Here is a 5650-nt window from a genome sequence, read left to right as displayed (position 1 = left end):
GCCCCCGTCAGCCGCACCAGCGCCACATCGCGCGCGATGGCGATGCTTTCAGCTTCGGCAGGGGCCTGCGGCAGGCCGAGCCGGGTCGCCATCTCGCCGTTGGTTGCGACCGCAGGTCCCGCCAGCCCGTGATCCTGGCTGTGCACCACCAACGGCAGATCGAGCATCGCGCAATATTGCATCAGCCGCATCATTGTGCCGCTGTCGATGATCCAGCGGCGACCGGTGGCGACTGCGCGCGCTCCGGCCTCTTTCATCAGGCCGATCTCGGCCATCTCGGCGCCGGCGAGGCCGCGTGTCGAAGCGGCAAGCGGGTGCACCCAGAAGTCCGGCTTGCCCGAATAGGCGGCAAAGCGCACCAGCGCGGGGTTGTCGAGCGGCGGGCTCTGGTCGGGCATCAGCGCCGCACGGCTGATGCCGCCGAAATGAAATGCGGGCCGGTCGACCGCGAATACGCCCAGATCAACCAGACCCGGCGCGATCAGCGCGCCTTTGGCATCGTGCACCCGGTCGTCCGGCTTTGGCGTGATTGCGCCGATGGCGGCAATGCGGTCTCCGATCACGCGGAGCCCACCGGGGATCGGCTCGGCCTGTCCGGGCAGAACCAGCAAGCCGCTGATGATGCTGAGCGGGGCATTGGGGCTCTTGATCATGCCCAGCCCTCCACGCCGCGCGCCTGACGGGTGAGAACGTCGAGGCACGCCATCCGCATCGCAACGCCCATTTCGACCTGATCGGTGATGGCCGAGCGTTCGGCATTGTCGGCGATGTCGCTGTCGATCTCTATGCCCCGGTTCATCGGGCCGGGGTGCATCACCAGCGCATCGGGCCGGGCGAGCGCCAGCCGCGCGGGAGTGAGACCATAGAGGTGCCGGAACTCGCGCGGGGAGGGGATGAACTGGCCCTGCATCCGTTCGTTCTGCAGGCGCAGCATCATCACCACGTCTGCGCCATCGAGCGCCGCGTTGAAGTCCGCAAACGGGGTCGCGCCCATCGTTTCGACCGCAGGTGGCATCAGCGCGGGCGGGCCGACCACGCGCACCTCTGCCCCCAAAGTGGACAGGCAAATCATGTTCGAGCGCGCCACGCGGCTGTGCAGGATGTCGCCGCAAATGGTGACGCGCAGCCCGGCGATCTGCCCCTTGCGCCGCCGGATGGTCAGCGCGTCGAGCAGCGCCTGCGTCGGGTGCTCGTGCGTGCCGTCGCCCGCGTTTAGCACGGGGCAGCCGACCTTGTCGGCGATCAGCTGCACCGCGCCAGAACTGCCGTGGCGAATGACAATGGCATCGGCGCGCATCGCGTTGAGCGTCACCGCAGTATCGATCAACGTCTCGCCCTTTTTTAGGCTCGACTGCGCGGCGTGCATGTTGACCACATCGGCGCCGAGGCGCTTGCCCGCAATCTCGAACGACAGCAGCGTGCGGGTGGAATTCTCAAAGAATGCATTGATCAGCGTCAGACCCGCCAGCCGGTCATCGTGCTTGCTCGCCTTGCGGTTCATGTCGACCCATTGCTCGGCCTCATCGAGCAGATACTCGATTTCCCATGGCTGCAACCCTGCGATTCCGAGCAGATGGCGGTGCGGAAACGCGGCGCGGCCCGGCGGATAGTCGCTGGCGGGGCGGCGTTGCGAAGCGGTTTCGGGCGATGTCATTAAAGCCATGTCATTAGGGGGAAATCGTGCTTCGCTCAAGGGGCGTTCGTGGTCTATCAATCAGCGGCTGGACTTCGCGCCACTGCCCCGCGATGATGAGGTAAGACAAAATATTTGAGAGGATCTCTGCATGGAACTGGTGACCGATGGCCTGCGCTTTCCTGAAGGCCCGGTGGCGATGCCCGATGGCAGCGTGGTGCTGGTCGAGATCGCGGCTGGCCGGGTCACGCGTGTTTATCCCGATGGCCGCAAGCAGACCGTGGCCGAAACCGGGGGCGGGCCCAATGGCGCGGCGCTTGGCCCTGATGGAAAGCTGTATGTCTGCAACAATGGCGGCTTTCATTATGTCGAGCGCGGCGGACTGCTGATCCCGCATGGCCAGCCGGACGATTATTCGGGCGGGCGGATCGAGCGGGTCGACCTTGAGACCGGCGCGATCGAGATACTCTACAACGATGGCGATTTCGGCTGCGCATTGCGCGGACCTAACGACATCGTGTTCGACGATGCGGGCGGCTTCTGGTTCACCGATCACGGCAAGACGCGGCGGCGCGAGCGCGATGTCACCGGGGTCTTCTATGCCAGGGCCGATGGGTCGCTGCTAAAAGAAGCCATCTTTCCGATGGAGAATCCGAACGGCATCGGCCTGTCGCCCGATGGCAAGACGCTCTACGTTGCAGAGACGTATACCTGCAAACTGTGGGCCTATGACATCGGCGCGCCTGGCGAGATCGCGTTTGCGCAAGGGCTGCTGGGGCCGGGGGGCACGTTTCTCTACAGCCCCGGCGGCTATACATTTTTCGATTCGCTTGGCGTCGATGGTGCGGGCAATGTGTGCGTCGCGACGATCGGCCAGAGCGGCATTTCGGTCGTGTCGCCGGGCGGTGAACTCGTCGAATTTATTGCAACCGATGACCCGTTTACCACCAACATCTGCTTTGGCGGCCCTGACCTCAAGACCGCGTGGATCTGCCTGTCGGGCACCGGGCGGCTGGTGAAGATGGACTGGCCGCGCGGCGGGGCGAAGCTGAATTATCTCAATGTGTAAATGATCGTTTTCCGGTGAACGCCGGAATCCAGAGCGAGATTGTGCCCATACGCCGCTGGATTCCGACTTTCGCCGGAAAACAGAGTGGTGGCGAACAATAGGAAGGAAAAATTCATGACCATCAACCGTTGGGCCATCGATATAAACCGCGACAGCCTTACCGATGCGCGCATCGTCGAGGAACTTGAAACGGACCTGCCCGAAGGCGCGGTTGAGGTTGCTGTCGATCTGTATGCAATGACCGCCAACAACATTACCTATGCGGTGTTCGGCAAGCCGATGGGGCTGTTCGGCAACGATCAGGGCTACTGGGATTTCTTTGCCGAGCGCGATGCGCCCGGGCGGCTGCCGGTCTGGGGCTTTGCCACCGTCACGCGCAGCCATCACGAGGCGGTACCGGTGGGCACGCAGCTTTATGGCTTTTTCCCGATGGCCAGCCACGCGGTGCTGCTGCCGGGCCACGCGGGGCCGCAGGGCTTCACCGATGCGTCGCAGCGCCGCACGACATTGCCGGTGATCTACAACCAGTATCAGCGGATCGATGCGTTGGACGACTATGCCGCTGCAGATCATGATTACTGGCCGGTGTTTCGCCCGCTGTTCCTGACCGGCTGGCTGATCGCCGACCAGTTTGAAGATGAAGCGGGCTATGGCGCTGAGCAGATTCTGGTCGCCAGCGCATCGAGCAAGACGGCGATCGGCCTTGCCCATGCACTGGTGCAGCGCGATGCCCGCCCGCAGGTCATTGGCCTCACCAGCCTTGCCAACATCACCTATGTCGAGTCGCTTGGCCTCTACGACCGGGTGATCGCCTATGATGCGATCTCTACACTGGACGCAACCGTTCCCGCCGCGTTGGTCGATATGGCGGGCAATGCGGCGGTGACGGCGGCGGTGCACAATCACTTTGGCGATGTGCTCAGGGCCTCGGTCGTCGTCGGCAAATCGCACTGGGATTCAGTTCCGGACGCGACCACCTTGCCCGGCCCGGCACGACAAGGCTTTTTTGCCCCCGGACGCAGCGAAAAGCGGGTTGCAGACTGGGGTGCGGAGAGCTTTCGCAGCCGCATTGAAGCGGCATGGACGAGCTTTGTCTCGCTTGCGCCCAAATTGGTCAGCATTGACAAGCGCAAAGGTCCGGAAGCCGCGCTGGAGGCGTATCTCGAGACGCTGGCGGGCAAGGCCGACCCCAGAATCGGGCTGCTCATCGCGCCGTAAATATGGTCAACGCTCAGTCTCTTCGTCCTTAGCCACGTCCATCAAGACGTGGCCAATCCTTCCTATCCTATTTGATGCAGATCGGGCACGCTCGCCCGATCAACAGTCGCCTTCGGATCGCATCGCCTGACGCCGCCCCATGCCGCGTCGGCGTAGCATTTGCGATAGAAGGAGAGCCAATATGGGATCGTTTTTCGAAGACCTTTTGCTGGGTGCTGCGACCGGCATTCTGGGCCGCAATGAGATCAACGAGATCGTCATCAACCGCATCGTCAACCGGTCGCGCAACCGCCCGCATCCGTATTCAACGCGAGAGGATTACATCAGCTGGTCCGGGCTGACCGATCGCACCTACAACGCGCGGCTGCTGCCGCCCGACCCCTATCCCGCCGTCGAAGCCCCCAACACCCGCCGTCCGCCGATTGCCGATGTCCCCGCCCTGTTCGCACCGCCGGGCGGGCAGCAACGACTTTGCACTAAATCGACCTGCCTGTTCCCCGCCTTCGCGCAATATCTGACCGACGGGTTCATCCGCACCAAGGTGTCGAACAACCCGGCCAACGATGACCGGCGGCGCACCACATCCAACCACGAAATTGACCTCTCCCCGCTCTATGGGCGCACCGAGGCGCAGACGCGGGTGTTGCGTGACACGCAGGGGCGGCTGCGCTCGCAGATCATCAACGGCGAGGAGTTCCCGCCGTTTATGTATGATTCAAACGGCGCGCCCGACCCAAGGTTTTGCGATGCCAATGGCGCGCTCGTTCTTGATGAGCCGCTGGGCATCAGCGCCGTGACACCTGCGCAAAAGCAGCGATTGTTCGCGGTCGGTGGCGACCGGGCGAATGCGACGACGCAAGTGGCGATGATGAACACACTGTTTTTTCGCGAGCACAACCGGCTGGCGGGGCTGATCAGCGCGCAGAACGCCGGATGGGATGACGAGCGGGTGTTCCAGACGGTACGCAACATCGTCATCGTGATGTTCATCAAGATCGTGATCGAGGAGTATATCAACCACATCAACACGTCACCCTTCCGCTTCATCGCCAACCCCAAGGTCGCGTGGGATGCGCGCTGGAACCGGCCCAACTGGATGACGGCGGAGTTCAGCCTGCTGTATCGCTGGCATTCTTTGGTGCCCGAGCAGATGACGATGCGCGGTGCAAGCGTGCCCGCCGCCGGGCTGCTGTTCAACAACCAACTGTTGATCGACCATGGCCTGGCCAATGCGTTCGTTGAGGTGTCAGCCAATCGCGCGACCCAGCTGGGGCTGCACAACACCGCAAGCTTTTTGCAGCGGTTCGAGGCGATGGCGATATCACAGGCGCGTGATCTCAACATCGGCACCTATGCCGCCTATCGCCGGGCGATGTCATACGATGTGCCCAGCAGCTTTGCCAAGATTGTTGGCCGTTCAGACAATGCCGCGGAGCAGGCCCGGCGGCAGGCGCTGGCGGCGGAACTGCAGGCGCTTTACGGCTCGGTCGGTAATGTCGAATTTTATGTCGGATTGTTCGCCGAGCCCAATGCAGACAATGGACCTTTGCCCGATTTGCTGACATCAATGGTCGCCATGGATGCCTTTTCGCAAGCCCTGACCAATCCGCTGCTCAGCCGCCATGTCTGGGGTGAGCGCGCAAACCAGCGTCTGGCCTTCACCGATCTGGGGCTGGCGGAGATTGCTGCAACCCACAGCCTGCGCGACATTTTGAACCGCAATGCGCCGG

The 5650-nt window shown here is 62.9% G+C and carries 4 protein-coding genes and 1 pseudogene; 3 read left to right on the top strand and 2 right to left on the bottom strand.

Going from position 1 to position 5650, the window contains the following annotated elements:
• Together ACEW8G_RS06430 and ACEW8G_RS06425 are read right to left on the bottom strand one after the other, a co-directional pair.
• Positions 1–653: pseudogene (locus ACEW8G_RS06430) on the bottom strand (dihydroorotase); the annotation flags it as partial.
• A complete protein-coding gene (locus ACEW8G_RS06425; RefSeq protein WP_373487610.1) occupies positions 650–1654 on the bottom strand; it encodes an aspartate carbamoyltransferase catalytic subunit in 1005 nt (334 codons plus the stop codon). The gene ACEW8G_RS06425 and the pseudogene ACEW8G_RS06430, both read right to left, overlap by 4 nt.
• Positions 1655–1784: 130 nt before the next feature.
• Here ACEW8G_RS06425 and ACEW8G_RS06420 point away from each other — a divergent pair, with 130 nt between their 5' ends.
• From ACEW8G_RS06420 to ACEW8G_RS06410, 3 genes are all read left to right on the top strand, one after another.
• On the top strand, positions 1785–2702 hold the full coding sequence (locus tag ACEW8G_RS06420) for an SMP-30/gluconolactonase/LRE family protein (RefSeq protein WP_373487609.1): 918 nt from the start codon (positions 1785–1787) through the stop codon (positions 2700–2702).
• A 114-nt stretch (positions 2703–2816) separates the two neighbouring features.
• A complete protein-coding gene (locus ACEW8G_RS06415; RefSeq protein WP_373487608.1) occupies positions 2817–3920 on the top strand; it encodes a DUF2855 family protein in 1104 nt (367 codons plus the stop codon).
• Positions 3921–4101: 181 nt separating this feature from the next.
• The coding region (locus ACEW8G_RS06410; protein ID WP_373487607.1) for a peroxidase family protein at positions 4102–5650 on the top strand (1549 nt) is incomplete at its 3' end.

The sequence above is a fragment of the Blastomonas sp. genome (assembly GCF_041747255.1).
In the GTDB taxonomy this organism is placed as follows: Bacteria; Pseudomonadota; Alphaproteobacteria; order Sphingomonadales; family Sphingomonadaceae; genus Blastomonas.
The sequence above is the reverse complement of the archived record's forward strand: the minus strand, read 5'-3'. Positions and strand labels throughout refer to the sequence as shown.

What these genes read in the sequence shown, in the direction of transcription:
- ACEW8G_RS06425 (WP_373487610.1), bottom strand. Translation starts at nt 1,654, where the DNA reads ATGACATCGCCCGAAACCGCTTCGCAACGCCGCCCCGCCAGCGACTAT.
- ACEW8G_RS06420 (WP_373487609.1), top strand. Translation starts at nt 1,785, where the DNA reads ATGGAACTGGTGACCGATGGCCTGCGCTTTCCTGAAGGCCCGGTGGCG.
- ACEW8G_RS06415 (WP_373487608.1), top strand. Translation starts at nt 2,817, where the DNA reads ATGACCATCAACCGTTGGGCCATCGATATAAACCGCGACAGCCTTACC.